The 25,671-nt window shown below is 66.0% G+C and carries 23 protein-coding genes and 1 pseudogene; 17 read left to right on the top strand and 7 right to left on the bottom strand.

From position 1 onward, the window contains the following. Positions 1-418 precede the first annotated feature (418 nt). The 5 genes from ligA (at position 419) to VML93_RS03935 (ending at position 7,020) form a co-directional block, all read left to right on the top strand. Positions 419-2,470, top strand: a complete 2,052-nt coding sequence (gene ligA, locus VML93_RS03955; protein WP_325607985.1) for an NAD-dependent DNA ligase LigA — start codon at positions 419-421, stop codon at positions 2,468-2,470. Between the two features lie 6 nt (positions 2,471-2,476). Beyond that, a complete protein-coding gene (locus VML93_RS03950) occupies positions 2,477-2,905 on the top strand; it encodes a tautomerase family protein (RefSeq protein ID WP_325607887.1) in 429 nt (142 codons plus the stop codon). A gap of 26 nt (positions 2,906-2,931) precedes the next feature. Next, the gene (locus VML93_RS03945) at positions 2,932-3,540 is read left to right on the top strand and encodes a TetR/AcrR family transcriptional regulator (RefSeq protein ID WP_325607885.1); all 609 of its coding nucleotides are present in this window, start codon (positions 2,932-2,934) and stop codon (positions 3,538-3,540) included. A 124-nt stretch (positions 3,541-3,664) separates the two neighbouring features. Next, positions 3,665-4,111 (top strand): MmpS family transport accessory protein, encoded by a 447-nt coding sequence (locus VML93_RS03940; protein ID WP_325607883.1) that lies wholly within the window; start codon positions 3,665-3,667, stop codon positions 4,109-4,111. Next, positions 4,108-7,020: an MMPL family transporter gene (locus tag VML93_RS03935; protein ID WP_325607881.1), complete on the top strand. Its 2,913-nt coding sequence runs from the start codon at positions 4,108-4,110 to the stop codon at positions 7,018-7,020. The genes VML93_RS03940 and VML93_RS03935 overlap by 4 nt, the downstream gene beginning before the upstream one ends. 7 nt (positions 7,021-7,027) lie before the next feature. On the opposite strand, the gene VML93_RS03930 is transcribed toward VML93_RS03935, so the two are convergent. The 3 genes from VML93_RS03930 to VML93_RS03920 form a co-directional block, all read right to left on the bottom strand. Next, positions 7,028-7,900, bottom strand: coding sequence for an NHL repeat-containing protein (locus VML93_RS03930; protein WP_325607879.1), 873 nt, complete (start codon positions 7,898-7,900; stop codon positions 7,028-7,030). Beyond that, the gene (locus VML93_RS03925) at positions 7,900-8,850 is read right to left on the bottom strand and encodes an NHL repeat-containing protein (RefSeq protein ID WP_325607877.1); all 951 of its coding nucleotides are present in this window, start codon (positions 8,848-8,850) and stop codon (positions 7,900-7,902) included. Before VML93_RS03925 ends, VML93_RS03930 begins: the two co-directional genes overlap by 1 nt. 77 nt (positions 8,851-8,927) lie before the next feature. Then, positions 8,928-9,584, bottom strand: a complete 657-nt coding sequence (locus VML93_RS03920) for an amino acid-binding protein (protein WP_325607875.1) — start codon at positions 9,582-9,584, stop codon at positions 8,928-8,930. A gap of 261 nt (positions 9,585-9,845) precedes the next feature. On the opposite strand from VML93_RS03920, the gene gatC reads away from it, so the two are divergent. The 6 genes from gatC (at position 9,846) to VML93_RS03890 (ending at position 16,318) form a co-directional block, all read left to right on the top strand. Continuing rightward, positions 9,846-10,145, top strand: coding sequence for an Asp-tRNA(Asn)/Glu-tRNA(Gln) amidotransferase subunit GatC (gene gatC / locus VML93_RS03915; RefSeq protein ID WP_325607873.1), 300 nt, complete (start codon positions 9,846-9,848; stop codon positions 10,143-10,145). Beyond that, positions 10,142-11,626, top strand: coding sequence for an Asp-tRNA(Asn)/Glu-tRNA(Gln) amidotransferase subunit GatA (gene gatA / locus VML93_RS03910; protein ID WP_325607869.1), 1,485 nt, complete (start codon positions 10,142-10,144; stop codon positions 11,624-11,626). Before gatC ends, gatA begins: the two co-directional genes overlap by 4 nt. 95 nt (positions 11,627-11,721) lie before the next feature. Then, complete coding sequence (locus VML93_RS03905) at positions 11,722-12,753, top strand: ATP-dependent 6-phosphofructokinase (protein WP_325607867.1); 1,032 nt, start codon at positions 11,722-11,724, stop codon at positions 12,751-12,753. A 379-nt stretch (positions 12,754-13,132) separates the two neighbouring features. Then, positions 13,133-14,059 (top strand): MinD/ParA family protein, encoded by a 927-nt coding sequence (locus VML93_RS03900; protein WP_325607865.1) that lies wholly within the window; start codon positions 13,133-13,135, stop codon positions 14,057-14,059. Positions 14,060-14,186: 127 nt separating this feature from the next. Then, on the top strand, positions 14,187-15,695 hold the full coding sequence (gene gatB, locus VML93_RS03895) for an Asp-tRNA(Asn)/Glu-tRNA(Gln) amidotransferase subunit GatB (RefSeq protein WP_325607863.1): 1,509 nt from the start codon (positions 14,187-14,189) through the stop codon (positions 15,693-15,695). A 56-nt stretch (positions 15,696-15,751) separates the two neighbouring features. Further along, on the top strand, positions 15,752-16,318 hold the full coding sequence (locus VML93_RS03890; RefSeq protein WP_325607861.1) for a flavin reductase family protein: 567 nt from the start codon (positions 15,752-15,754) through the stop codon (positions 16,316-16,318). Here VML93_RS03890 and VML93_RS03885 read toward each other — a convergent pair whose 3' ends face one another. Continuing rightward, the gene (locus tag VML93_RS03885) at positions 16,319-17,440 is read right to left on the bottom strand and encodes a PQQ-dependent sugar dehydrogenase (protein ID WP_325607859.1); all 1,122 of its coding nucleotides are present in this window, start codon (positions 17,438-17,440) and stop codon (positions 16,319-16,321) included. A gap of 204 nt (positions 17,441-17,644) precedes the next feature. Here VML93_RS03885 and VML93_RS03880 point away from each other — a divergent pair, with 204 nt between their 5' ends. The 3 genes from VML93_RS03880 (at position 17,645) to VML93_RS03870 (ending at position 20,683) form a co-directional block, all read left to right on the top strand. Next, positions 17,645-18,487, top strand: coding sequence for a DoxX family protein (locus tag VML93_RS03880; RefSeq protein WP_325607857.1), 843 nt, complete (start codon positions 17,645-17,647; stop codon positions 18,485-18,487). 103 nt (positions 18,488-18,590) lie between these two features. Further along, positions 18,591-19,193 carry a DUF4333 domain-containing protein gene (locus VML93_RS03875; RefSeq protein WP_325607855.1) on the top strand — a complete coding sequence of 201 codons (603 nt, stop codon included), beginning with the start codon at positions 18,591-18,593 and terminating at the stop codon, positions 19,191-19,193. Further along, on the top strand, positions 19,190-20,683 hold the full coding sequence (locus tag VML93_RS03870; RefSeq protein ID WP_414686275.1) for a neutral zinc metallopeptidase: 1,494 nt from the start codon (positions 19,190-19,192) through the stop codon (positions 20,681-20,683). Before VML93_RS03875 ends, VML93_RS03870 begins: the two co-directional genes overlap by 4 nt. Before the next feature lie 9 nt (positions 20,684-20,692). Here VML93_RS03870 and VML93_RS03865 read toward each other — a convergent pair whose 3' ends face one another. Continuing rightward, on the bottom strand, positions 20,693-21,031 hold the full coding sequence (locus VML93_RS03865) for a PH domain-containing protein (protein ID WP_414686274.1): 339 nt from the start codon (positions 21,029-21,031) through the stop codon (positions 20,693-20,695). A 291-nt stretch (positions 21,032-21,322) separates the two neighbouring features. On the opposite strand from VML93_RS03865, the gene VML93_RS03860 reads away from it, so the two are divergent. The 3 genes from VML93_RS03860 to ilvC are packed head-to-tail and all read left to right on the top strand — an operon-like array spanning position 21,323 to position 24,719. Then, a complete protein-coding gene (locus tag VML93_RS03860; RefSeq protein ID WP_325607849.1) occupies positions 21,323-23,164 on the top strand; it encodes an acetolactate synthase large subunit in 1,842 nt (613 codons plus the stop codon). Beyond that, positions 23,164-23,682 carry an acetolactate synthase small subunit gene (ilvN, locus tag VML93_RS03855; RefSeq protein WP_325607847.1) on the top strand — a complete coding sequence of 173 codons (519 nt, stop codon included), beginning with the start codon at positions 23,164-23,166 and terminating at the stop codon, positions 23,680-23,682. Before VML93_RS03860 ends, ilvN begins: the two co-directional genes overlap by 1 nt. A 35-nt stretch (positions 23,683-23,717) precedes the next feature. Next, on the top strand, positions 23,718-24,719 hold the full coding sequence (gene ilvC / locus VML93_RS03850) for a ketol-acid reductoisomerase (protein ID WP_325607983.1): 1,002 nt from the start codon (positions 23,718-23,720) through the stop codon (positions 24,717-24,719). Between the two features lie 81 nt (positions 24,720-24,800). On the opposite strand, the gene wrbA is transcribed toward ilvC, so the two are convergent. After that, positions 24,801-25,400, bottom strand: a complete 600-nt coding sequence (gene wrbA / locus VML93_RS03845) for an NAD(P)H:quinone oxidoreductase (RefSeq protein WP_325607845.1) — start codon at positions 25,398-25,400, stop codon at positions 24,801-24,803. Then, positions 25,397-25,671: pseudogene (locus tag VML93_RS03840) on the bottom strand (dehydrogenase); the annotation flags it as partial. The pseudogene VML93_RS03840 and the gene wrbA, both read right to left, overlap by 4 nt.

The following is a 25,671-nucleotide window of genomic DNA, read 5'->3' as shown; positions in this document are numbered from 1 at the left end:
TCAGGGTGGGAAATCGCGCCGGAAACCACGACGTGTATGCAGTCTCGGCGCCACCATATCAGTCTCGGCCCCAGTGCAGTCTCGACGACGCAGGCTCATCCCGCATGGCGCGCTCACCGAGACTGAATTGAGGGCGTCGTTTGGGCACTCAACAGCGTCCTGTATTCAGTCTCGACGCCCCCAGTTCAGTTTCGGCGCCACCAGTGCAGTCTCGACGCCACCAGTGCAGTCTCGACGACGCCGCGAGTCCAGTCTCGGCGCCCACCAGGCTCACCTCCATGGCACGCTCACCGAGACTGCACTGAGGGCGGGGCTTCCCCCGCCGGAAACCGCCCGGGGAGCACGTTCGGCGGGGGCGAGGCGGCCCGGGCCCGTCGGATGCCTCCGTTAACCTGCCAGAGTGAGTTCCCCCGACGTGATGCGCGCGTGGCAGGACCTGGCCGAGGAGGTACGCGAACACCAGTTCCGGTACTACGTGCGGGATGCGCCCATCATCACCGACGCGGAGTTCGACAAACTCCTGCGCAGGCTGGAGGCGCTGGAAGCCGAGTATCCCGAGCTGCGCACCCCCGACTCACCCACCCAACTGGTCGGCGGCGCCGGGTTCGCCACCGATTTCGAGGCGGCCGAGCACCTGGAACGGATGCTCAGCCTGGACAACGCATTCAGCAGCGACGAAATGGCCGCCTGGGCCGGGCGCATCCACGCCGAGGTCGGTGACGCGGCCCACTTCCTGTGCGAGCTCAAGATCGACGGTGTCGCGCTGTCGCTGGTCTACCGAGGCGGACGCCTGACCCGCGCCGCGACCCGCGGCGACGGCCGCACCGGCGAGGACGTCACCCTGAACGCGCGCACCATCGACGACATCCCCGAACGGCTCGTGGCCAACGACGAGTACCCGGTGCCCGAGGTTCTCGAGGTCCGCGGCGAGGTGTTCTTCCGGGTGGAGGATTTCCAGACACTCAACGCGAGCCTGGTCGAGGCCGGCAAGGCGCCGTTCGCCAACCCCCGCAACAGCGCGGCGGGTTCGCTCCGGCAGAAGGATCCGGCGGTCACCGCCCGTCGCAGGCTGCGGATGATCTGCCACGGGCTGGGACACACCGAGGGTTTTCGCCCGGTCACCCAGCACGATGCATACCTGGCCCTAAAGGCTTGGGGGCTACCGGTTTCCGTGCACACCACCCTGGTGAACGACATGGCCGGCGTGCAGCGGCGCATCGACTACTGGGGCGAGCATCGCCACGAGGTGGACCACGAAATCGACGGCGTGGTGGTGAAAATCGACGAGGTGGCCGTGCAGCGCAGGCTGGGTTCCACCTCGCGGGCCCCGCGCTGGGCCATCGCCTACAAGTACCCGCCCGAGGAGGCACAGACCAAGCTGCTCGACATCCGGGTCAACGTCGGCCGCACCGGGCGGGTCACGCCGTTCGCGTTCATGACCCCGGTCAAGATTGCCGGGTCGACGGTGGGGCAGGCCACGCTGCACAACGCCTCGGAGGTCAAACGCAAAGGCGTGCTGATCGGCGACACCGTGGTGATCCGCAAGGCCGGCGACGTGATCCCCGAGGTGCTGGGCCCGGTGGTCGACCTGCGCGATGGATCCGAACGCGAATTCGTCATGCCCACAACATGTCCCGAGTGCGGCACCACGTTGGCACCGGAGAAGGAAGGCGACGCCGACATCCGCTGCCCCAACGCCCAGCACTGCCCGGCGCAATTGCGGGAGCGGGTATTTCACGTGGCCAGCCGAAACGCGCTGGACATCGAGGTGCTCGGCTATGAGGCGGGTGTCGCGCTGTTACAGGCAGGGGTGATCACCAGCGAAGGCGACTTGTTCAACCTCACCGAAGACGACTTGTTGCGCACCGAGCTGTTCCGGACCAAGGCCGGAGACTTGTCGGCCAACGGCAAGCGGCTGCTGGCCAACCTCGACAAAGCCAAGGCGGCACCGCTGTGGCGGGTGCTGGTCGCACTGTCGATCCGCCACGTCGGGCCGACCGCTGCCCGCGCGCTGGCCACCGAGTTCGGCGACATTCAGAAGATCGAGCGAGCGTCCACCGAGCAGCTGGCCGCGGTCGAGGGCGTCGGACCGACCATCGCCGCGGCGGTCACTGAGTGGTTCACCGTGGACTGGCACCGCGAGATCGTCGACAAGTGGCGTAGGGCCGGAGTGCGGATGGCCGACGAGCGCGACGACAGCGTTCCGCGCACGCTGGCCGGGCTGACCGTCGTGGTCACCGGTTCGCTGGCGGGCTTCTCCCGCGACGACGCCAAAGAGGCGATCGTGACCCGCGGCGGCAAGGCCGCCGGCTCGGTGTCGAAGAAGACCTCCTACGTCGTCGCGGGCGACTCACCCGGATCCAAGTACGACAAAGCCGTCGAGCTTGGCGTGCCGATCCTCGACGAGGACGGGTTCCGAAAGTTGTTGGCCGACGGGCCTGCTGACAGCGGGGCCGACGCAGTGCCATAGTGGGTGATGCCGTTCTATCAATGCGTCGTTCCGGCGGGATCGCTCAACGCTGATACCCGCGTCGCGCTGGCGGAAGCCATTACCGAAGTTCATTGCAATGTCACGGGTGCACCGCGTGGATTCGTCAACGTTCTGTTCCTCGAGTACGCCCCCGGCACCTACTTCACCGCGGGCAGACCCCGCGCCTGTTCGGCGATCAACGCCACGATTCGCGCCGGCCGAGACCGCGAGACGCGGGCACGCCTGCTCAGCGAGCTGTCGCAGGCATGGGTGTCAATCACCGGCCAGGACGCCCGAGAGCTGTTGATCGGCCTGAACGAGATGGACCCCACCTCGATCATGGAAGCCGGGCTGATCATGCCTGCCCCCGGCGAGGAGGCGGAGTGGCTACAGCGGAATCAAGAGGTGCTCGGGGAGCTGCTCGCAACCCAATAGGGCGCAACGGCCGCAGTGATGGACTTATGGTGGGCGCTATGACCCAAACTGCCGACCGGTCCGCGGATCTGTCGCCGTGGTCGCCCCGCGAGGCCGAGTTGCTGGCGGTGACGCTGCAGCTGCTGCAGGAGCACGGCTATGACGGACTGACGGTCGACGCGGTGGCCAGCGCCGCCCGTGCCAGCAAGGCCACCGTGTACCGGCGCTGGCCCTCGAAAGCCGAATTGGTGCTGGCCGCGTTCACCGAGGGCGTCCGTCAGATCGCGGTCGCGCCGAACACCGGCACTTTGCGGGGCGACTTGATCAAGCTGGGCGAGGTCTGCTGCCTACAAACCCGCCAACAGGCCAGCACCATTCGCGCGGTCCTGGTCGAAGTGTCGCGCCACCCTGCGCTCAGCGATGCCATGCAGCACCAATTCCTCAATCAGCGCAAAGCCGTGATCCAGCACGTACTTCGACACGCCGTCGACCGCGGTGAGATCGACGAGGCCGCCATCACCGACGAGCTGTGGGACCTGTTGCCCGGCTACCTCATCTTCCGGTCCATAATCCCCAACCGGCCGCCGACCCGTCATACGGTGCAGGTCCTTGTGGACGACTTCATCATCCCCGGCCTCACCCGGCACCGCGGATAAAAAGTGTACGGTGGCGTCTCTTGTCTAGTACGGTCCAGTACCGTACTGTCGTACCCAGCGATCATGACCGAAGCTGTTCCAGCACGCGGGTGATCGTATCGCCCGATCATCGAAAGGCCAACCGGTGAAGGGGTTTTCAATTGCGGCCCTCGTCAAGCGCGGGTGGATGGTGTTAGTCGCGGTGCTCGTCGTCGCGGCCGCGGGTTTAGCCATCTACCGCTTGCACGGAATCTTCGGCTCTAACAACAACGTGTCGGCCAACAGTGATCTGGCCAACGAGATCGTCCCGTTCAACCCCAAAAAGGTGGTGCTGGAAGTCTCCGGTGCGCCGGGGGCGGTGGCAACGATCAACTACCTGGATGAGAACGCACAGCCGAAGCAAGTCAAAAACGCGGCCCTGCCCTGGTCGTTCACCATCACCAGCACCGAGCCCGCGGTGCTCGGCAACGTGGTGGCGCAGGGCGACGGCCCCACCCTTAGCTGCCGCATCATCGTCAACGGTGACGTCAAAGACGAACGCACCGTCAACACGCCAAATGCGTACATCTACTGCCTGGACAAGTCCGGATGAGCGAACAAGAACCCAAGCCACCTCGCCTACCGCACACCATCCGCCGGCTGTCGGTGCCCATCCTGGTGCTCTGGATAGCACTGGCCGCGGTCTCGAATGCCCTGGTGCCACAACTGGAAGAGGTTGGCAAGACCCATAACGTGGCGCTGATCTCGCCCGACGCGCCGTCGCTGATCGCCACCAAGCGCATCGGTCAGGCGTTCCACGAGTTCGACACCGACAGCACGGCGATGGTCGTGCTGGAAGACGAGAAGAAACCCCTCGACGCTGCCGCCCACACCTACTACGACGATCTGGTCCGCAGGCTGCAGGCGGACCGCAAGCACGTCGAGCACGTCCAGGACTTCTGGGGCGACACCCTGACCGCGGCGGGATCGCAGAGCACCGACGGCAAGGCCGCCTACGTGCAGCTGAACCTCACGGGCAATCAAGGCTCCGCGCAAGCCAACGAGTCCGTCGGCGCCGTGCGCGACATCATCGACCACACGAAACCGCCGCCAGGGGTCAACGTCTACGTCACCGGCGCGGCGCCACTGATCTCGGATCAGTTCGACGTGGGCAGCAAGGGGACCGCGAAGGTCACCTCGATCACCATCGGGGTGATCGCGTTGATGCTGCTTTTCGTCTACCGGTCCTTCGTCACGATGCTGCTGGTGCTCATCACGGTTCTGATCGAGATGGCCGCCGCCCGCGGAATCGTCGCCTTTCTCGGCAACGCCGGGGTCATCGGCTTGTCGACGTACTCGACCAATCTGCTCACGCTGCTGGTCATCGCCGCCGGTACCGACTACGCGATATTCGTCGTCGGCCGCTATCAAGAAGCACGCAGTGCCGGCGAGGATCGAGAAGCCGCCTTCTACACCATGTTTCGCGGCACTGCCCACATCGTCCTGGGTTCGGGCCTGACAGTTGCCGGCGCCGTAGCCTGCCTGAGTTTCACCCGGCTGCCGTATTTCCAAAGCCTGGGCGTGCCTGCCGCACTGGGCATCCTGGTTGCGCTTGCCGCCGCGCTGACCCTTTCCCCGGCCATATTGACCCTGGGCGCGGCCTTGGGCGCCTTCGAACCCAAGCGCGCCATGCGAACCCGCGGATGGCGGCGTATCGGTACCGGCATCGTCCGCTGGCCCGGTCCGGTCCTCGTGGTGGCCCTCGCGCTGGCGTTCATTGGTGTCCTGGCACTGCCCGGATACAAGACGAGTTACGACACGCGCCCCTACATGCCCGCCAGCGCGCCGGCCAACGTCGGTTACGCCGCCGCCGAGAAGCATTTCTCCCGGGCTCGGCTGGAGCCCGAATTGCTGATGATCGAAACCGATCACGACATGCGCAACCCCGCCAGCATGATGATTCTGGACAGGGTGGCCAAGGCGGTGTTCCACATCCCCGGCATTGCGCAGGTGCAGTCGATCACCCGGCCGTTGGGAACCCCGCTCGTGCATAGCTCGCTGGCGTTCCAGATCAGCACGCAAAGCGCCACCCAACAGGAAAACCTTACCTACCAACGGGATCGCGCGGACGACTTGCTCAAGCAGGCCGGCGAGCTGGGCAAGACGATCGAGATTCTGAAGCAGCAGTACACGCTGCAGCAGCAGCTCGCGGCCACCACCCACAGTGAAGCCCAGAGCTTTCACGACACCATCGCCACCATCAACGACTTGCGTAACAAGATCGCGAATTTCGACGACTTCTTCAGGCCGATTCGTAACTATTTCTACTGGGAAAAGCATTGCTTCGACATCCCCGCCTGCTGGGCGATCAGGTCGGTCCTCGACGCGCTCGACGGGATCGACCAGCTCAGTGCGAAATTCGAAGATCTCACTGCCACTTTGGATCAACTCGACGCGCTGCAGCCGAAACTGGTGGGGCTGATACCGCCGCAGATCAACAGCCAGCAGACCAACCGCGACCTGGTGATGTCGAACTACGCCACTCTGTCGGGCATCTACTCCCAGACGGCGGCCGCGATCGAGAACGCGACGGAGCTGGGGCGAGCCTATGACGTCTCGAAAAACGACGACACGTTCTACCTGCCGCCCGAGGTTTTCCACAACCCCGATTTCAACCGCGGCCTGAAGCTGTTCCTCTCGCCCGACGGCAAGGCCGCCCGGATGATCGTCACGCATGAGGGCGATCCCGCGACCCCGCAGGGCATCTCACACATCGACCCGATCCGCAACGCCGCGCACGAAGCCGTGAAGGGCACCCCGATGGCCGACGCGAAGGTCTATCTCGGCGGCACCGCGGCCACGTACAAGGACATCCAAGACGGCGCCAAGTGGGACCTGATGATCGCCGGGATCGCCGCAATCAGCCTGATTTTGCTGATCATGATGATCATCACCCGCAGCCTGGTTGCCGCCCTTGTCATCGTCGGCACGGTCGCTCTCTCGCTGGGCGCCTCGTTCGGCCTGTCGCTGCTGGTCTGGCAGTACCTGCTCGGCATCAAGCTGTACTGGGTCGTGCTCGCGCTGGCCGTGATGCTGCTGTTGGCGGTCGGATCCGACTACAACCTGCTGTTGATATCCCGCTTCAAGGAGGAGATCGACGCCGGACTCAAGACCGGCATCATCCGTGCGATGGCGGGCTCCGGATCGGTGGTCACCTCCGCCGGACTGGTTTTCGCGGTCACCATGTGCGCGTTCGTGTTCAGCGGTTTCCAGGTGCTCGGTCAGATCGGGACCACCATCGGCCTCGGCCTGATGTTCGACACGCTGATCGTGCGTTCCTTCATGACGCCGTCCATCGCGACGCTGCTCGGGCGCTGGTTCTGGTGGCCGCTGCGGGTGCGGCCGCGGCCGGCCAGCACCATGCTGCGGCCATACGGGCCCCGTCCGGCGGTTCGTCAGCTGCTGCTGTGGGAAGACGGCGACCCGGTGGTTGCTTCCGAAAAGCCCTCGCGCACAGGCTGATTCGCCCCTACGGAAATTTCTGAAACCCGCCGCCCCCGCCGCTTATGTAGACGTTGCGGTCCTTATCCACCGCCAGCCACCTGGGTCTGCCGGAGCCGGGCAGCACCGTCTGGGTGCTCGTCCCGGCCGCTAATTTGAGGACGCGATCGTTGTCGGAGACGTACACGTCGCCCGCGTTGTCCACCGCCACCCCACCGGGGGTCTCGAGGCCGGTGAACGGCAGCACGGTCTGGGTGTTCGACCCGACCGCCAGCTTCACCACTTGTTTGGCGGTGTGGTCGGCGACGTAGACGTTGCCGCCAGTATCCACCGCGATACCGCAGGGGTCGTGCAGGCCGGTGAACGGCAGGACCGTCGAAGTGTCCGATCCGGCCGGCAACTTCACCACCTGGGTATTGATTTCGTCGGTGACGTATACGTTGCCGGCGCTATCCGCCGCCACCCCGAGGGGCTTGCTGACGCCGGCGAACGGCAGCGACGTCGGCGCGCTCGATCCGGCCGCCAATTTCCGGACGCGGTTGCTGTCCAGGTCGGTGACGTACACGTTGCCGGCGCCATCCACCGCCACCCCGACTGGGGTGAAAAGGTGGGGGAACGACAGCGTGGTCGAGGGGCTCGACCTCGGCGCGTACTTCACCACTCGGATCCCGACGATCGGGGGCCGGCGGGGGCCCCAATCAGGGTGGCCAAAGTCGGTGACGTACACGTTGCCCGCACTGTCCACCGCCACGCCGTTAGATTCGCTGAGGCCAGACCACGGCACCGCGGGCTGCGAAGAGGGCGCCGGGGACGGCGACGTCGGATCCGCCTGCGCCGGGCTCCCGCCAGCGGTCAGGCCGGCAACCAGGACGACGGCGGCGATGGTGACGTGGCCGCGCATTACCCGGCCGCCAGTTTCAGGACGTGATAGCTGTCGAAGTCCATGTCGCGGGTTTCGGTGTAGACGTTGCCGGCGGTGTCCACCGCCACACTCCACGGTTCGTTGAGTCCGGTGAACGGCAGCAGGGTTTGGGTGCTCGACCCGGTCGGCAACTTCAGCACCCGATTGTTCCGCGAGTCGGCGACGTAGACGTCGCCGGCGCCATCCACCGCCACCCCCCGGGGATGGTCCAGGCCGGTGAACGGCAGCACGGTCTGGGTGCTTGAGCCCGGCGCCAATTCAAGGACGCGATTATTTTCGACGACGTAGACGTTGCCGGCGCCATCCACTGCCAGCGCGGTGGGTCCGTCCAGGCCGGTGAACGGCAGTACGCGCTGAGTGCCCGGCCCTGGTGCCAATGCCACGACCCGGTTGTTGATTTCGTCGCTCACGTACACATTGCCGGCGCCGTCCGCCGCCACCCCGCCAGGGTGGTGCAGGCCGGTGAAGGGCATTACGGTCTGACTGCGCGACCCGGCTGCCAACTTGCGGACCTGGTTGTCGGCAGCATTGGTCACGTATACGTCGCCGGCGGTACTTACCGCCACGTCGCCGTACCCATTGAGGCCGGTGAACGGCAGCACGGCCTGGGTGCCCGAACCCGACGCCAACTCCACCACCTGGACGCCTTCCAAGAAGCCGGGTCTCCCGGGGGCGTCGCAGCCCCAGTCGAGGACGTAGACGTTGCCCGCGGTATCCACCGTGACACCGCCGACCTCGTGGACGGACAGCGGCAGCACGCTCTGCCGGGGTCCATTCGGCAACGAGGACCCGGACTTGGGTTTGCAGGTCTGTGTCTGTATTCGCCAGCATCCGGTGATGCCGATGAACATCACCGCGAGAAGGACGACGACCGTGCTGAGTCGCGCCGCGAGGTCGTCGCGGCGCGGATCGCTGATAAAGACTGCCACCGGGTAGCACCCCGAATTTCTCACAGGTCACGCGTTTGACGGCAGCTTAACCGGCGGCTTCGCCAAAACCGTCGTTGTCAGCGCAGCATCGTCGCGACGATGCCGGCCAGATACCCCAGCCGGGCCACCTCGGAGGGCCGGAACTCCGGGCCCGGACGGCCCAGCATTACCGCCGTGCGCGGGTCGCCCAACGGCGCCGCCACCATCGTGGTGTCCATGTCGCGCCAGGCCTGCGGCACCCAGTCGGCGCCGCCGTCGAGCGCCACGGCCTGCTCGATCGGCAGCCACGGCGCCGAAACGGCCCGGGTCTCGGGCGCACCCGGGCTGCCGGCAAGACGCTCTACCCCCGCGCCGGCGGCGGCCAATACCGTGCACCACGCCACTCGCAGCACCCGCGGGGCCTCGTCGGCCAGCACCTGCAGCTTGGACGCGTTGTCGGCCGCAGCGGCGACGTGGTCGAGAAGTTCCAGCTCGCGGTGGGCTTCGAGCAGTCCGGTGTGCGGGCGGACGCTGTCCACCCGGACGCCGGGCAGTGACTCGGCCGCGGTGATCAGCGTGTCCGGCATTGCCCCGGGAGGAAGTTCGATCACCAGATCATCGATCGCATAACCGGATGTCCGCTCCACCACGTCGAGCGACAGGATGTCACCGCCCACCGAGCCGAGCGCCACAGCCAGCGAGCCCAGGCTGCCTGGGCGGTCGACTAACTCGATGCGCAGCAGATAGGAGGGCACGGCCAACACTGTTGCACAGCGACGTTGCGACGGCATTTCGGCCTTTCCCGCTGTCCTGGGCGGCGCCCTGGGTAGCGCTGAGTGTGCGGCCAGCTGCACGCTCGGCGCCGAATGTGCAGCCAGCCGCACGCTGGGCGAGCCTGCGTGCCCGGCGCCGCACGCTGGGCGAGCCTGCCTGCACGGCGACCCGGGCCGCACCGCGCTGCGTGACGCTCGCCCGGGGCCGCGGCACGAATCGTCGCCCGGCTAGGCTTTTCGCTCGTGTCCCAGATCTCCCGTGATGAGGTGGCGCACCTGGCCCGGCTGGCCCGGCTGGCGTTGACCGATGCCGAGCTGGACAGCTTCGCCGGCCAACTCGACGCCATCCTGACCCACGTCAGCCAGATCCAGGCCGTCGACGTCACCGGCGTCGAAGCCACCGACAACCCGTTGAAGGACGTCAACGTCACCCGCCCGGACGAGACAGCGCCGTGCCTGACGCAGGCCGAAGCGCTGTCGCAGGCGCCCGAAGCCGCCGACGGCCGCTTCGTCGTCCCCCAGATCCTCGGGGAGAGCCAGTGACGGACATCACCAGGTTGGACGCGTCGACGCTGGCCGCCAAGATCACCGCCAAGGAGCTGTCGTCGGTCGAGGTCACCCGGGCCTGCCTGGACCAGATCGCGGCAACCGACGACCGCTACCACGCCTTCCTGCACGTGGCGGCCGACGAGGCGTTGAGCGCGGCGGCGGCCGTCGACAAGATGGTGGCCGCCGGGGAGCCGCTACCGTCGTCGCTGGCCGGGGTGCCGCTGGCGCTCAAAGACGTGTTCACCACCCTCGACATGCCCACGACCTGCGGTTCCAAGATCCTCGAGGGGTGGCGGTCGCCCTACGACGCCACTTTGACGGCGCGGCTGCGGGCGGCCGGCATCCCGATCCTGGGCAAGACCAACATGGACGAGTTCGCGATGGGCTCGTCGACGGAGAACTCCGCCTACGGCCCGACCCGCAACCCGTGGGACGTCGACCGGGTGCCCGGCGGCTCCGGCGGCGGCAGCGCGGCGGCGCTGGCCGCCTTCCAGGCGCCGCTGGCCATCGGGTCCGACACCGGGGGATCGATCCGCCAGCCGGCCGCGCTGACCGCGACCGTTGGCGTCAAACCCACCTACGGCACGGTGTCGCGCTACGGGCTGGTGGCCTGCGCGTCGTCGCTGGACCAGGGTGGCCCGTGTGCCCGCACCGTGCTGGACACCGCGCTGCTGCACCAGGTGATCGCCGGGCACGACCCCCGCGACTCCACGTCCATCGATACCGCGGTGCCCGACGTCGTCGCCGCGGCAAAGACCGGCGCGGCAGGTGATCTGCGCGGCGTGCGCGTGGGAGTCGTGCGCCAGCTCCACACCGGCGAGGGCTACCAGCCGGGGGTGCTGGCGTCGTTCTCCGCCGCCGTCGAGCAGTTGACCGCGTTGGGGGCCGAGGTCAGCGAAGTCGACTGCCCGCATTTCGATCACGCGCTGGCGGCCTACTACCTGATCCTGCCGTCGGAGGTGTCGAGCAACCTGGCCCGCTTCGACGCGATGCGTTACGGGCTGCGCGTCGGCGATGACGGCACCCACAGCGCCGAGGAAGTGATGGCGCTGACCCGGGCGGCCGGATTCGGGCCGGAGGTCAAGCGCCGCATCATGATTGGCGCATACGCGTTGTCGGCGGGGTATTACGACGCCTACTACAACCAGGCGCAGAAGGTGCGTACCCTGATCGCGCGCGACCTCGACGAGGCCTACCGGTCCGTCGACGTGCTGGTGTCGCCGGCGACGCCTACCACGGCTTTTCCGCTGGGCGAGAAGGTCGACGATCCGCTGGCGATGTACCTGTTCGACCTGTGCACGCTGCCGCTGAACCTGGCCGGCCATTGCGGCATGTCGGTGCCCTCGGGGTTGTCGCCGGACGACCGGCTGCCGGTGGGATTGCAGATCATGGCCCCCGCGTTGGCCGACGACCGGCTCTACCAGGTGGGGGCGGCCTACGAAGCCGCCCGCGGCGCGCTGCCGACCGCGATTTAGTACCGCGAGCAGACGCACCAGCACCCGCATGCCCGGTGTCGGGTGATTTTGCGTCTGCTCGCGCCATCTACCAGGCCGCAGGGCAAGATGAGCACATGCGGATCGGAATTCTCACCGGAGGCGGCGACTGCCCTGGGCTCAACGCCGTCATCCGAGCGGTGGTGCGCACCTGCGGTTCCCGGTACGGCTCGTCGGTGGTTGGCTTCCAGGATGGCTGGCGGGGTTTGCTGGAAAACCGTCGCACGCAGCTGGCAAACGACGACCGCAACGACCGGCTGCTGGCCAAGGGCGGGACCATGCTGGGCACCGCCCGCGTGCATCCCGACAAGCTGCGGGCCGGGCTGACCCAGATCATGCAGACTCTGGACGACAACGGCATCGACGTGCTGATCCCGATCGGCGGCGAAGGCACGCTGACGGCCGCGCACTGGCTATCCGAAGAGAATGTCCCGGTCGTCGGCGTGCCGAAGACGATCGACAACGACATCGACTGCACCGACGTGACTTTCGGGCATGACACCGCACTGACGGTGGCCACCGACGCGATCGACAGGCTGCACAGCACCGCCGAATCCCACCAGCGGGTGATGCTGGTGGAGGTGATGGGCAGGCACGCCGGGTGGATCGCGCTGAACTCGGGGCTGGCCTCCGGCGCACATATGACGCTGATTCCCGAGCAGCCCTTCGACATCGAGGAGGTGTGCCGGCTTGTCAAACGGCGTTTTCAGCGCGGCGACTCGCACTTTATCTGCGTGGTAGCTGAGGGGGCCAAGCCCATTGCCGGCTCGATCCAATTGCGCGAAGGCGGAATCGACGAATTCGGCCACGAAAAGTTCACCGGTGTCGCGGCGCAGCTGGGCTTCGAGGTGGAGAGGCGGATCAACAAGGAGGTTCGGGTGACCGTGCTGGGCCACGTGCAGCGCGGTGGTACGCCGACCGCCTACGACCGGGTGCTGGCCACCCGGTTCGGGGTGAACGCGGCCGATGCCGCCCATGCCGGCGAGTACGGCCAGATGGTCTCGCTCCGCGGACAGGACATCGGCCGGGTGCCGCTGGCCGATGCGGTGCGACAGCTCAAATTGGTGCCCCAAAGCCGCTACGACGACGCCGCTGCTTTCTTCGGTTAACTATGATTCGGCGATCGCTGGGGTGTTTACCGCTTCGTCGCTAACAATTTGCCCGTATCCGGGGAAAATAGGCGTTTTTTGCTTGCCTGAATTGGTTATTCCTTCGAGCATGAGCGATTCTCGTGGAGTCGTTCAACGACCGGCTCCAAAGGCGGGTGTTCCCAGCCCGCCCAAAAACACATCATCGTCGCCCAGGTGGCGGACCGATGCCTACTCGGAAGTCGCCACGGTGCCTCAGCCGTGGGTACCGCGGCAACCGCTGCGGGGGCAGCCGCCAAAGATGCCAAAGATTAGGCGGCCTGCGGGTACTCAGCGCGCTCCGGCACGGACCCCGCCCGGCCGGATTCGGATCGGCCCGGGACGGCCTGGCCCGGAACTGATGTCCGCCCCGACGGCACTGGACGGCCTGGAACTCCCGGGCGACGAGGACGCCGACGGCTCGAGCTGGCGCGACCTGATCTACCGCATCACCCGAATCGATCTCGGTCCGGGCAAGGGCGCCGTGTACGAGCGTGGCCTGCGGGATCGCATCCGCACAGGTGTGGGAACCGCGATTCCGATCGCTGTTCTGGGCCTCAAAGGTGGTGTCGGCAAGACGGCGGTGGTTGAGGCGCTCGGCTCGACCTTCGCCCACGTGCGCGACGACCGGGTAATCGCCGTCGACATCGATGCCGGCGACCTGGCCGCGCGGCACGGTCGCCGCAGCCCGCGGACCATGGCCGACCTGCTCTTGGATGCCCCCCCGACGCGGTACAGCGATGTGCGAGCACACACCTATATGAACAGTTTCGGACTGGAAGTCCTGGGTCTGCCGGACTATGCGCGCACCGACTGGCGACCGGAGCGACATGACGTCGTCAAGGCGTTCTCGATTCTGCGAACTCACTATTCGGTGGTTCTGGTGGACTGCGTCAAGGAGCTCAATTCCAGTGTGATGCAGGCGGTTCTGCCGGAGTCACGCGCGCTCGTGGTGGTCACCAGCCCGGCCATCGACGCGATACGGCAAACCAGGACAACACTGGAGTGGTTGTGCAACAACGGATATCAGCGACTGATGCAGTCGACGGTGCTTGCCGTAAACCACATCGAGCCGGGCAATCTGGATGCCCTGGCCACCAGGGAACTTGAGCTGTTGTCCGCTCACGTCGCCGCTACGGTGGTGCTGCCGTTCGATCGGCATGTGCGCGAAGGTAGAGAGATCGGGCTCGATCGAATGAGCAAGCGCAGCAGGCGGAGCTACTTGAAGATGGCGGCCGTGCTGGCCGATATGTTCCCCGGCCGGGACGGGTACGCGCGAGCCCGCTGAGCACCCCGCGCGGAGCGTCGAGGCCGCATCCAAGGCTACCCGCAGGCGACTTTGCCGGCTCTCACCGCAGTCTCGATGCCACCAGCGCAGTCTCGATGCCGCCGCGCCCGGCACTAGGATCGACCGCATGACAGCTACTAGCGCGGAACTGCTGGATTACGACGAGGTCGTCGCGCGTTTCGACCCGGTGCTCGGGCTCGAGGTGCACGTCGAGCTGTCCACCCTGACCAAAATGTTCTGCGGCTGCGCCACTGCATTCGGCGCCGAACCCAACACCCAGGTGTGCCCGGTGTGCCTGGGCCTGCCCGGTTCGCTGCCGGTGCTCAACCGGGCCGCCGTCGAGTCGGCGATCCGCATCGGACTGGCGCTGAACTGCGAGATCGTGCCCTGGTGCCGCTTCGCCCGGAAGAACTACTTCTATCCGGACATGCCGAAGAACTACCAGATCTCGCAGTACGACGAGCCGATCGCCGTCAACGGCTACCTCGAAGCGCCGCTGGAGGACGGCACCACCTGGCGAGTCGAGATCGAGCGCGCGCACATGGAGGAAGACACCGGCAAGCTGACCCACATCGGCAGCGAGACCGGCCGCATCCATGGCGCGACCAATTCGCTGATCGACTACAACCGCGCCGGGGTCCCGCTGATCGAGATCGTCACCAAGCCCATCGTCGGGGCCGGAGAACGGGCGCCACAGATTGCCCGCGCGTATGTGACGGCGTTGCGAGACCTGTTGCGCGCGTTGGACGTATCCGATGTACGGATGGATCAGGGCTCGATGCGCTGTGACGCCAACGTATCGCTCATGCCCAAAGGGACAGCCGAATTCGGCACCCGCACCGAGACCAAGAACGTCAACTCGCTGAAAAGTGTTGAGGTCGCGGTGCGTTACGAAATGCAGCGGCAAGCCGCCGTCCTGTTGTCCGGCGGCCAGATCACCCAGGAGACCAGACACTTCCACGAGTCCGGCTACACCAGCCCCGGCCGGGCCAAGGAGACCGCCCAGGACTACCGGTATTTCCCCGAGCCGGACCTGGAACCCGTCGCGCCCAGCCGCGAGCTGGTCGAGCAGCTACGCCAGACCATTCCCGAGCTACCGTGGTTGAGCCGCAAGCGGATTCAGGACGAGTGGGGCATTTCCGACGAGGTGATGCGAGATCTCGTCAACGCGGGTGCGATCGAATTGGTCACCGAAACCGTCAAGCACGGCGCGTCCAGCGAATCCGCGCGCGCCTGGTGGGGGAACTTCCTGGTGCAGAAGGCCAACGAGGCCGGCACCGGACTGGACGAGCTGCCCATCACCCCGGCGCAGGTCGCAAAGGTGGTCGCGCTGGTCGACCAGGGCAAGCTGTCCAACAAACTGGCCCGCCAAGTGGTGGAGGGTGTGCTGGCCGGGGAGGGTGAACCGGCGCAGGTGATGACTGCCCGCGGGTTGGAGCTGGTGCGCGACGATTCGGTGACGCAGGCCGCGGTCGACGAGGCCCTGGCCGCCAATCCCGATGTGGCAGAAAAGATTCGCGGCGGGAAGGTGGCCGCGGCGGGCGCGATCGTCGGCGCGGTGATGAAAGCCACCCGCGGGCAGGCCGACGCGGCGCGGGTACGCGAACTGGTCCTGGCCGCCTGCGGTCAAAACTGACCAATCCGACGGAACGACCGCCGCAAGATGTCGTCCCGATCCATCATGATGTGGTGATGGGTGAACCGTTCGACGAGCTGATGTCGATGCTGGACTCCCCGGTGTTCGTGGTCACGACCCAGGTCGACGGCCAGCCATCGGGTTGTCTGGTCAACTTCGCGACTCAAGTCGGCGTGCGACCCTCGAGGTTCATAATCGCCATCGCCAAGACCAGCCGCGCCTGCGCCGTGGCGAACCGCGCCACTCACCTGGCGGTGCACATGCTGTCGCAAGGTCAACATGGCCTGGCCGAACTTTTCGACGACCAAACGGGTGATGAGACCACCAAATTCGCGCGCTGCTCGTGGCGGGGCGGACCGCAGGGCATGCCGGTTCTCGACGACGCCGCCGCCTGGTTCGTCGGTAGGACGCTGGATCGGGCTGACTTCGGGGACCACATGGGCTACCTATTGGAACCCGCCGGCGTCTGGGCCCCCGAAAACCCCGAAGACTTCCTCTACCTCTCCGACCTCGACGACGAAGACTCCAGAGGCGACGAAGAGCCACAGCGCTTCCTCGACCGTGAACCGGTCGAACAACCGCGCCGCTACGGCGTGCCGAGATTCACCCTGGACAGGTTCTGATTACGTCTTGTCGTCGCTGCTGCGCGGGAAGCCGCCGCCCGACGGGAACAGCGGGAACACCACGTCGTCGAGCTTTTCGGCATCACCGGCGGTCTTGTTGACGGTCGCGCCCCAGACGTTCCCGTCAGGCGACATGCGCAACGCCCACGCGTGTCCGTGCGTGTCCTTGCGGACCGCCTCGGGCTCACCGGTGACCGCGCCCGTCCCCTTGGCGAGGCGGACCGCCACGGTCTGCTTGGTGTTGACCAGGTTCACCAGCACCACCCCGTCCATGGCCGCGCACCCGGCCACGCCCGGCTTATCCGGCCAGGTCCACACCGTGGAAACCTCGGATTTCTTGGTGATGCGCTGCAACCGGTCCGCGGTCGGCGTGCGGTCGACGACATACAGCGAGCCGTCGACCGGGTCGGTGCACAGGCCGCCGGCCGAGCCGACTCCGGATAGCGCCGTCGTCGGCGGGGCCTGGCCGACGGTGGTCGGCTGCTCGATGCGCAGCACCTTGCCCGCCAGCGATTTGGGGTCCGCGGCCATCGCCGGGTTGCCCGCATCGCCGGTCATCACGACCAGCGTGGTGGGGCTGGTGAAGAGCAACGCCCCCATGTTCCCGATGGCGCCTTTGGGGATCCCGGTCAGGATGTCCTTGGGGATGTCGCCGTCAGCTATGCGGATGACCCGGTTATCGGTGGGCGTACTGATGTAGGCGTACATCAGCCGGTCCTGCTTGTAGGTGGGCGACAGCACGATGTCCATCAATCCGCCATCCCCGGACGGGTCGACCGGGATGACCATCTTCACCTTCGGCTCGGCGTTGACAGAGATCGCCTTGATCGCACCGGTGGTGCGCTCGGCGACCAACGCGGTCTTGCTGTCGACGCCCATGATCAAGCCGCTGGTGCTTTCCAAGCAGCCCTGCATCACCCCTGGCGCCGGACACACCTTCGGGAAAGGTGTCGCGGGCAGCGGCGGTGGCGGGGGAGGCGAGGTGGGGGGCTGCGGCTTGAGCTCCGGATTGGTCGTGAACGGCTGCGACTGGGCGTCGTTGAACCGCGCGCACCCGCTCAGTAGCAGCACTGCTGCACACAGCGCGGCGAGTGCGCACCGAACCGACCGCCGTATCCGCATGCTCGACAGGCTACGGACATTGCGGGCGGTGCCGCCACATGCCCACATTCGAAGCCGTCGGCCCGGCGATTCTGTGTCTTGACGCGTGGCGCGATCGCCTTGCGGCCGATCTGCACCCGCCCGGCGGGCGAACTGCGGATTTGTCTGGTCAAAGCGCCGCTTCAAATCCCCAATTCAGGGCTAAATGCCCTTACCCTGACACGGGTGACCAGTCAAACGCACGACTCGGGTTGGCGGCGGCCGAGTGATTCCCTGGAGCCGATCCCGGGGCGCCCCGCCTCGGCAAGCCTGGTCGATCCCGAAGACGACCTGACGCCAGTCGGATACCCAGGCGATTTTGGAACCACCACCGGCATCCCGCCGTACAACCCCGGCACTTCGGGCGGTTCCCTGCACAACCTGATGGACTCGCAGGAGCCGCTGCCGTACGCGTTCAACCCCCCGCAACCGGCGGCCAAGCAGACGGCCGAACCCGCCACGATCGATTCGGACGCGGACGACGACCGCCAATCCGCCGTCGGCCGCCGCGGCACCCAGCACCTTGGCTTGCTGATCCTGCGCCTCGGCTTGGGCGTGGTGCTGGGCGCCCACGGGCTGCAGAAGCTCTTCGGCTGGTGGGGCGGCCAGGGCATGTCCGGATTCAAGAGTTCACTGTCCGACGCCGGCTACCATCACGCCGACATCCTGGCCTATGTGAGCGCCGGCGGCGAGATCGTCTCGGCCGCGCTGCTGGTGCTGGGCCTGTTTACTCCGGTGGCCGCAGCGGGCGCGCTGGCGTTCCTGATCAACGGTCTGCTCGCCTCGATCTCCGCCAAGCCGCATTCGCACAACTTCTCGTACTTCCTGCCCGACGGGCATGAATATCAGATCACCCTGATCGTCGTCGCCGTCGCCGTGATCCTGTGCGGTCCCGGCAGATACGGCCTCGACGCCGGCCGGGGCTGGGCGTATCGACCCTTCATCGGGTCCTCTGTCGCGCTGCTGAGCGGTATCGGAGCCGGCGTCGCCGTGTGGATGCTGCTCAACGGCGTGAACCCGGTCGGCTGATTCACTGATAGGTGTTGCCGAACTTTCCGCAACGACCAGGCTCAAATGACTTAGCCTGAGAGTCGTCCATACGCGTTCCTTGCCGATCTCCAAGGGGGGTCCTTTGAGCACACCGGGCGACTCCAACCAGCGTTCTTGGGAGCAACAGACCCAGCAGGGCGGGATTCCCTGGTATGCGCAGCCGCGCCGGGAAGACCGTCCGCCGCCACCGCAAAGTCCGCAGCCGCCGCCGCGACCCTATCCAGGTGCTTACCCAGGTGCTGGTCAGTACCAGCAGCCGCAATACGGGCAGCCGCCGGCACAGTGGAGCCAGCCAAGTCCGACGCCTGCGGCCGAGCCGTCGAAGGCCAGCGGCTCCGGGGGCAAACGCTTTCTGATCGGGTCGCTGATAGCCGCGGTTCTGATCATCGGAGTAGTCGCCGTCCTGCTGGTGACCGGGGTCTTGAACCAAGACACCAAGAAAATCGCCGTCGCGGGCGTGCAAACCGAAGTCCAACAAGTCCTGGTGGACCGGATCACCGGCTACACCTCCGACGACATCAAGGACGTCAAGTGCAACAACGGCCAAGACCCGACGGTGAAGAAAGGCGGCACCTTTTCCTGCGACGTCACCGTCCGGGGCAAACAGCACAAGTTGACGGTGACGTTTCAGGACGACAACGGGACCTACTCGGTCGGTCTGCCCCAACTGAGCGGTGGCAAATGAATCGCCGTCGGAGCGGGTGGACGAACTCGGTCAAGGTGACCGTTCTGGCCGCGTGTGTGGCACTGACATTGGCCGGGTGCGGCGGCACGACCAGCATGGTGAACGGACGGGCCGTGACAGGGCTGTACGACCCGGGTGAAGTGGGCGGGTTGCCGGTGAGCGAGGGCCCCAGCGGGCCCAAACCCAATGCGCCGCAGCCGACGGGCACGGTAAAGAACACCGATAACGGCGAAATCGACCACCTGTCCATGCTGGCGATGAACGACATCGAAGATTTCTGGAAACAGAATTGGCCGGATGCGGCCAAGAAACCCTTCAAGGCCGTCAGCACCTTTGTGTCTTACGATTCGCACGATCCGAAAAGCCCAATAGTGTGTCGTATTCAGACCTATAAACTTGTCAATGCCGCGTTTGTGTTCAATTGCAACCTCGTCTTGTGGGATCGGGGACAGTTGTTCGCCAACGCAAAGAAGTTTTTCGGCGATATGTCGGTTGTCGGAATCCTTGCCCACGAGTTCGGGCACGCGTTGCAGTTCAATGGGGGATTGGTCGACGCCCGCACAACGCCGACCCTGGTCAAGGAGCAGCAGGCGGATTGTTTCGCCGGGGTCTATCTGCGGTGGGTCGCCGAAGGACACTCGTCACGCTTCAACCTGACCACCGGCGACGCGCTCAGCCATGTGATGGCCGGGATGCTCAAGATTTCGGATCCGATCATGTCGGAGGAAGAATTCGAGGAAGGGTCGAGCCAGGCCCACGGCACCGGGCTCGACCGAATAAGCGCGTTCCAGATGGGCTTCGACAGCGGGTCTGGAACATGCGCCAAAATCGACATGAACGAAATCAAAAACCGGCGCGGTAATGAACCGTTGGCGTTGCAACAGGACTCCTCCGGCGAAACAGACACGGGCGAAGTGACCGTCGACGAAGACAACGTGAGGACCTGGGTCGACATTCTCAACAAGGTCTTTTCTCCCAAATCGCCTCCTACGTTGTCCTTCGACGCCTCCAAGGCTTGTCCGGACGCCAAGCCCACCAAGGGCGCTTCGTATTGCCCGGCGACCAATACCCTCACCGCCGATTTGCCGACCTTGCAGCAGATCGGCAAGCCCGGTGGCAAAGGAGGGATGACCGACCCGCAGATGCTTCAGGGCGACAACACCGCGATGTCGATCATCTCGTCCAGATATGCCTTGGCGGTTCAGCATGAGAAGGGATTACCGCTGGACACAGCGGACACCGCGGTGCGGACGGCGTGTCTGACGGGCGCCTCTCAGCGCAACATGGCCGAGCCGGTCAGCATCCCCTCCGGCAAGACGCTGGTGCTGACTGCCGGTGACCTCGACAAGGCCGTCATCGGACTGCTGATGAACGGCGTGGCCGCCAGTGACGTCAACGGCGCGAACATGCCCGCCGGCTTCACGCGGGTTACCGCTTTCCGCGGCGGCGTGCTCGGCAACATCGACGAGTGCTTCAAACGGATCACGTAACGAGCACCGTCAGCCGTACGGGTTGGGAACCCTGCCCGCGCTGATTTCGGTCAGCTGCGGCAGGGTCGAGAAGGTGACCGCGGGCAATCGCAGGTCCGCACCGCTCTTGAGCCGGGCGCGCGCCCAGGAACCCCGGCTGAAGCGCAGCCCTTCGATGTCATCCCAGCTCACCGTCTGGCTCCCCAGCAGGTTTCGCACGGTCACGCCCCGCTCGTCGGCGACGGTGCGCAGCCGGATGATCAACGCCGACAACAGCACCGGGATGACGAGCAGAGGCGCGCTCGGCGGCCAGGCCAGCATCGGGATCAGCAGCCCGAGGGTGAAGAATCCGACGGCGATGTGCGCCATCGGCGACACCCGCAGCACCACCCGCGATTCAGTGACCACGTTCGCATCATTCCATCGCGGGGATTTCCGGGCGCCCCGGTGCCGGCTGCAGGCAGCGGATTTGACTGCTGAGCAGTGCGAAGACTACCGTCGGACGCTATGGAAACCGCCGGAAAGCCCGGAATGCTCGTAGTAATTAGTCGGCGCGTTGGTGCCTGACTAGCCCAATCGAGCACCAACGCGACCCTCGTGCAGCAGCTGAGCTGTCGGGGGTTTTTTGTTGCCCAGCATGAACGGACTTAAGAGGAAACAGTGAGCGCACCCACCAGGCCCCACATTGAGCGCCAGAACCCGGCCAACGGTGCCACGCGGCCCGCCGCCAAGCCGAAACACGTTGCGCCCGAGCAGGTTACCGGCGCGCAGTCGGTGATCCGGTCGCTGGAGGAACTGGACGTCGACATCATCTTCGGCATTCCGGGCGGAGCGGTACTGCCCGTATACGACCCGCTGTTCGACTCGCAGAAGCTCCGCCACGTGCTGGTCCGCCACGAGCAGGGCGCCGGCCACGCCGCCAGCGGCTACGCACACGCCACCGGCAGGGTCGGGGTCTGCATGGCGACCTCCGGGCCCGGCGCCACCAATCTGGTAACCCCGCTGGCCGACGCGCAGATGGACTCGGTACCGGTGGTCGCGATCACCGGCCAGGTCGGGCGTGGGCTGATCGGGACGGATGCGTTCCAGGAGGCCGACATCTCGGGCATCACCATGCCGATCACCAAGCACAACTTCCTGGTCCGCTCCGGCGACGAGATTCCCCGGGTCATGGCGGAGGCCTTCCACATCGCGGCCTCCGGACGCCCGGGCGCGGTGCTCGTCGACATCCCCAAGGACGTGCTGCAGGGCCAGTGCACGTTCAGTTGGCCGCCGCGGATGGATCTGCCCGGCTACAAGCCGAACACCAAACCGCACAGCCGGCAGGTCCGGGAGGCCGCCAAGCTGATCGCGGCCGCCCGCAAACCGGTGCTCTACGTCGGCGGCGGCGTGATCCGCGGCGAGGCGACCGAGGAGCTGCGCGAACTGGCCGAGCTGACCGGCATCCCGGTGGTCACCACGCTGATGGCGCGCGGTGCGTTTCCGGACAGCCACCAGCAGAACCTGGGCATGCCCGGCATGCACGGCACCGTGGCCGCGGTGGCGGCGCTGCAGCGCAGCGACCTGCTGATCGCGCTGGGCACCCGCTTCGACGACCGGGTCACCGGAAAGCTCGACTCGTTCGCGCCGGAGGCCAAGATCATCCACGCCGATATCGACCCGGCCGAGATCGGCAAGAACCGGCATGCCGACGTGCCGATCGTCGGCGACGTCAAGGCCGTCATCACCGAACTCATTGCGATGCTGCAGCACTACGAGACACCGGGCAAGATCGAGATGACCGATTGGTGGGCGTATCTGAATAACACTCGATCCACCTATCCGCTGAGCTACGGCCCGCAGAGCGACGGCAGCCTGAGCCCGGAGTACGTGATCGAGAAGCTGGGTGAGATCGCCGGGCCGGACGCCGTCTATGTCGCCGGCGTCGGCCAGCACCAGATGTGGGCGGCGCAGTTCATCAAGTACGAAAAGCCGCGCACCTGGCTGAATTCCGGCGGGCTGGGCACCATGGGGTTCGCCATCCCGGCGGCCATGGGCGCCAAGATCGCCCGCCCGGACGCCGAGGTCTGGGCGATCGACGGCGACGGCTGCTTCCAGATGACCAACCAGGAGCTGGCCACCTGCGCCATCGAGGGCGCGCCGATCAAGGTGGCACTGATCAACAACGGCAACCTGGGCATGGTGCGCCAGTGGCAGAGTCTGTTCTATCAGGAGCGCTACTCGCAGACCGACCTTGCCACGCACTCCCACCGCATCCCGGACTTCGTGAAGCTGGCCGAGGCGCTGGGTTGCGTCGGATTGCGTTGCGAGCGTGAGGAAGACGTCGTCGACGTCATCAACCAGGCACGCGCGATCAACGACCGGCCGGTGGTGATCGACTTCATCGTCGGCGCCGACGCGCAAGTGTGGCCGATGGTGGCCGCCGGAACCAGCAACGACGAAATCCAGGCCGCCCGGGGTATCCGCCCGCTGTTCGACGACGAAAGCGAAGGCCACGCCTGATGAGCCACGATCACGCGCCTAAAACGCACACACTGTCGGTGCTGGTCGAAGACAAGCCCGGTGTTCTCGCGCGGGTCGCGGCGCTGTTCTCGCGGCGCGGTTTCAACATCGAGTCGTTGGCGGTGGGGGCCACCGAGCAGAAGGACATGTCGCGGATGACCATCGTGGTCTCCGCGGAGGAGACTCCGCTCGAGCAGATCACCAAACAGCTCAACAAGCTGATCAATGTCATCAAGATCATCGAGCAGGACGATGAGAGCTCGGTGTCCCGAGAGTTGGCCCTGATCAAGGTGCGTGCCGACGCCGGTACCCGCAGTCAGGTGGTAGAGGCGGCTAATTTGTTCCGCGCCAACATCATTGATGTATCGCCCGAATCGCTGACCGTCGAGGCAACTGGCAACCGCGGCAAGATCGAAGCGCTGCTGCGACTGCTGGAACCGTTCGGTATCCGCGAAATCGCCCAATCCGGAATGGTGTCGTTGTCCCGCGGTCCCCGCGGTATCGGCACAGCAAAGTAACAGATACAAGGAGAAATGCAGCAGTGGCACTAGAGATGTTCTACGACGACGATGCAGACCTGTCGATCATCCAGGGGCGCAAGGTCGGGGTGATCGGATACGGCAGCCAAGGGCACGCACACTCGTTGAGCCTGCGCGACTCTGGCGTGCAGGTGAAGGTCGGCCTCAAAGACGGTTCGAAGTCCCGGCCCAAGGTCGAGGAGCAGGGCCTGGATGTCGACACCCCCGCCGAGGTCGCCAAGTGGGCCGACGTGATCATGCTGCTGGCCCCCGATACCGCGCAGGCCGACATCTTCAAGAACGACATCGAGCCCAATCTGAACGCCGGTGACGCACTGTTTTTCGGCCACGGCCTGAACATCCACTTCGACTTGATCAAGCCCCCCTCCGATGTCACCGTCGCGATGGTGGCCCCGAAGGGCCCCGGTCACCTGGTGCGCCGGCAATTCGTCGACGGCAAGGGCGTGCCGTGTCTCATCGCGGTCGACCAGGACCCGACCGGCAGCGGTGAGGCGCTTGCGCTGTCCTACGCCAAGGCCATCGGCGGCACCCGCGCCGGCGTCATCAAGACCACGTTCAAGGACGAGACCGAGACCGACCTGTTCGGTGAGCAGGCCGTGTTGTGTGGTGGCACAGAGGAATTGGTCAAGACCGGTTTCGACGTGATGGTCGAGGCGGGCTACCCGCCGGAGATGGCTTACTTCGAGGTGCTGCACGAGCTCAAGCTGATCGTCGACCTGATGTACGAGGGCGGCATCGCGCGGATGAACTACTCGGTCTCCGACACCGCGGAATTCGGCGGGTACCTGTCGGGTCCGCGGGTCATCGACGCCGACACCAAGCAGCGGATGCGCGACATCCTTCGGGAGATCCAGGACGGCACCTTCGTCCAGAAGCTGGTCGCCAACATCGAGGGCGGCAACAAGCAGCTCGAGGATCTGCGCAAGGAGAACGCCGAGCATCCCATCGAGGTCACCGGCAAGAAGCTGCGCGACCTGATGAGCTGGGTGGACCGCCCGATCACCGAGACGGCCTAGCCTCGTCGGCGTGCGCCGAACGTGCTCTGAGGGCGGGATTTTCGCGATTTTTTCGCCCTCAGAGCACGTTCGGCGGAGCAGCTAAGACGCCAGCCGGCCGGCCACCTCGACCACGCGGCGGGCCAGGTGGTCCAGCGCCGTGCCGGTCACGTCGTCGAACTCGGTGATGTTGTCGTGGGTGGACACCAGGCTCACCCCGTACGGGTTGCCGTCGACGAACTTGCACGGATCGGTGTATCCCGGCGGCACGATGATGCCGCCGAAGTGCATCAGCGTGAGGTAGAGCGCGACCAGCGTCGTCTCCTGACCGCCATGCAAGGTGTTGGAGGATGTGTACCCCGCATACACCTTGTCCGCAAGCTTGCCTTCGGCCCACAGCCCGCCCAGCGAGTCCAGGAAGGCGCGCAATTGCGCTGCGGGAGAGCCGAATCGGGTGGGCGATCCGAAGATCACCGCGTCGGCCCAGATGATGTCGTCGCCGGTGGCGGTGGGCAGGTCCTTGGTGGCTTCGTAGTTCGCCGTCCATGCGGGATTCTTAGCGAACGATTCCGGGTCGAGCGTCTCGGCGACGTGCCGCACCCGGACCTCTGCGCCGGCCGCCTCGGCCGCCGCAGCGACGCGTTTCGCCATCGAGGTGCCGTGGCCGGTGGCGGAGTAGTAGATGATCGCAAGTTTCGTCACGGGCTGAGCTTAGGCATATCGGAGATGCCGAATTCACGGCGCAACAAAGCTCGAGCGGCGTAGTAACCGGCCATGCCGTGTACACCCGCGCCCGGCGGGGTGGCTGCCGAGCACAGGTACACCCTGGGAATCGGTGTGCTCCAAGGGTTCACGCGCGGGGTAGGGCCGGCAATCGCGCGCCAGGTCGAGTTGCCGCCCACGCTGATGTCCCCGCCGACGTAGTTGGCGTTGTGGTCGGACATCTGTGCGGCGGGGACGGCGCGGGCCGCCA

Origin of the sequence: Mycobacterium sp. (genome assembly GCF_035499775.1) — a bacterium.
GTDB lineage: Bacteria > Actinomycetota > Actinomycetes > Mycobacteriales > Mycobacteriaceae > Mycobacterium.
Note: the sequence above shows the minus strand (reverse complement) of the source record. Positions and strands in the feature narration are given on the sequence as shown.

Coding starts and splice junctions, on each gene's coding strand:
- ligA (WP_325607985.1), top strand. CDS start 419: ATGCGCGCGTGGCAGGACCTGGCCGAGGAGGTACGCGAACACCAGTTC.
- VML93_RS03950 (WP_325607887.1), top strand. CDS start 2,477: ATGCCGTTCTATCAATGCGTCGTTCCGGCGGGATCGCTCAACGCTGAT.
- VML93_RS03945 (WP_325607885.1), top strand. CDS start 2,932: ATGGTGGGCGCTATGACCCAAACTGCCGACCGGTCCGCGGATCTGTCG.
- VML93_RS03935 (WP_325607881.1), top strand. CDS start 4,108: ATGAGCGAACAAGAACCCAAGCCACCTCGCCTACCGCACACCATCCGC.
- VML93_RS03930 (WP_325607879.1), bottom strand. CDS start 7,900: ATGCGCGGCCACGTCACCATCGCCGCCGTCGTCCTGGTTGCCGGCCTG.
- VML93_RS03905 (WP_325607867.1), top strand. CDS start 11,722: ATGCGGATCGGAATTCTCACCGGAGGCGGCGACTGCCCTGGGCTCAAC.
- VML93_RS03900 (WP_325607865.1), top strand. CDS start 13,133: ATGTCCGCCCCGACGGCACTGGACGGCCTGGAACTCCCGGGCGACGAG.
- gatB (WP_325607863.1), top strand. CDS start 14,187: ATGACAGCTACTAGCGCGGAACTGCTGGATTACGACGAGGTCGTCGCG.
- VML93_RS03890 (WP_325607861.1), top strand. CDS start 15,752: ATGGGTGAACCGTTCGACGAGCTGATGTCGATGCTGGACTCCCCGGTG.
- VML93_RS03885 (WP_325607859.1), bottom strand. CDS start 17,440: ATGCGGATACGGCGGTCGGTTCGGTGCGCACTCGCCGCGCTGTGTGCA.
- VML93_RS03870 (WP_414686275.1), top strand. CDS start 19,190: ATGAATCGCCGTCGGAGCGGGTGGACGAACTCGGTCAAGGTGACCGTT.
- VML93_RS03865 (WP_414686274.1), bottom strand. CDS start 21,031: ATGGCGCACATCGCCGTCGGATTCTTCACCCTCGGGCTGCTGATCCCG.
- ilvN (WP_325607847.1), top strand. CDS start 23,164: ATGAGCCACGATCACGCGCCTAAAACGCACACACTGTCGGTGCTGGTC.
- ilvC (WP_325607983.1), top strand. CDS start 23,718: ATGTTCTACGACGACGATGCAGACCTGTCGATCATCCAGGGGCGCAAG.